A 1,056-nucleotide genomic window follows, 5' to 3' on the forward strand; every position below is an offset into this window, starting at 1 on the left:
TTCAGCCTTGCGCGCCGAGTCGGCGATTCCTAGATTCCATCAACGGCCCGACCGGAGGCGGCAACCTCCGGCCAGGCCTGACCACTAACCGTCTATTCAGGAGACGAATCAATGGCTGTCTCGCCGACTACCAACATGCCCGAGGCTTGGGCCAGTGCGATCGCCGATGTGAATGCCCTTCATCAACAGCTTACCAGCGCTGCGGACAGCATTCACACGCTAGAAGATCGCCTCATCGCTTCCGAGCACCATCAGGTCGACCTTCCCACCTCCACTCTTGCAGGTGCGACTTGCCAGCTCGATCGGCTCTGGGAAGACCAGCTTCACAGCAATGACCGAGCTTCAAGCCAGAAGCCGGCCATCCTCGACGGCCTCCAGCGCATCGCTGCCGCCTAAAAAATCAACATTACCATCGCTGGATCTTGAGCCGGCGCGGCCTCTGCGTCGCCGGACTGAACTCGCGCGCATGAAAGACACGAACATGAAGCTGCCTTCCTACTTGACTTACGAACTCCTCCGCCGCCTTGAGCGTCGAGCTCCGACGAAGGAAACCAACGACCTTCTCACCGCGATCGGCCTTAACACCGCTGAACCTGGACCTGCCCCTGATTTCGAGGAGATGGAGGAGCTTTACGACGGAGCCTGCCAGACCGGCTCTTTCATCCTCGACGGAACGCTCGACTTCCTGGGCTATCGGACGCCTCTGCACTTCCGCATCAGCTACGCTGGACCGATCGACGATGACGAACCTCTCGACATGCTGCGCGGACCAGCCATGCAGGTTGATTTGCTCAACTGGTCGGATGGGGAACCGACTTGGGTTCAGCTCGACACTTCGATCTTGAGCGAGAGCATGGTCGAGGACATCTGGCCAGCCATCTCTCTTCATGCAAGCCAGGCGCAAAGCTCCTAACTTTCTGAAGGTTAAGCCAGGATAGACTGTCTTAGAGTGCTTGGCGAAGTCCGATCGTGCCCATAGATGGGCAGCTCCTCATCAACATGAAGGAGTACGAAGTTGAACGCCGCCAAGCTCTACACCATCAACGAGTGCTGCGA

The 1,056-nt window shown here is 58.1% G+C and carries 2 protein-coding genes; both read left to right on the forward strand.

The window, feature by feature from the left end:
* The first annotated feature begins 111 nt into the window (after nucleotides 1-111).
* Nucleotides 112-396 carry a hypothetical protein gene (locus I5E68_RS19955; protein WP_197167480.1) on the forward strand — a complete coding sequence of 95 codons (285 nt, stop codon included), beginning with the start codon at nucleotides 112-114 and terminating at the stop codon, nucleotides 394-396.
* A gap of 85 nt (nucleotides 397-481) precedes the next feature.
* Complete coding sequence (locus I5E68_RS19960; RefSeq protein ID WP_197167481.1) at nucleotides 482-913, forward strand: hypothetical protein; 432 nt, start codon at nucleotides 482-484, stop codon at nucleotides 911-913.
* The last annotated feature ends 143 nt before the right edge of the window (nucleotides 914-1,056 follow it).

The sequence above is a fragment of the Novosphingobium aureum genome, assembly GCF_015865035.1.
Taxonomy (GTDB): Bacteria; Pseudomonadota; Alphaproteobacteria; order Sphingomonadales; family Sphingomonadaceae; genus Novosphingobium; species Novosphingobium aureum.

Excerpts from the sequence above, each read along its gene's own strand:
- I5E68_RS19960 (WP_197167481.1), top strand. The coding sequence starts at position 482 with ATGAAGCTGCCTTCCTACTTGACTTACGAACTCCTCCGCCGCCTTGAG.
- I5E68_RS19955 (WP_197167480.1), top strand. The coding sequence starts at position 112 with ATGGCTGTCTCGCCGACTACCAACATGCCCGAGGCTTGGGCCAGTGCG.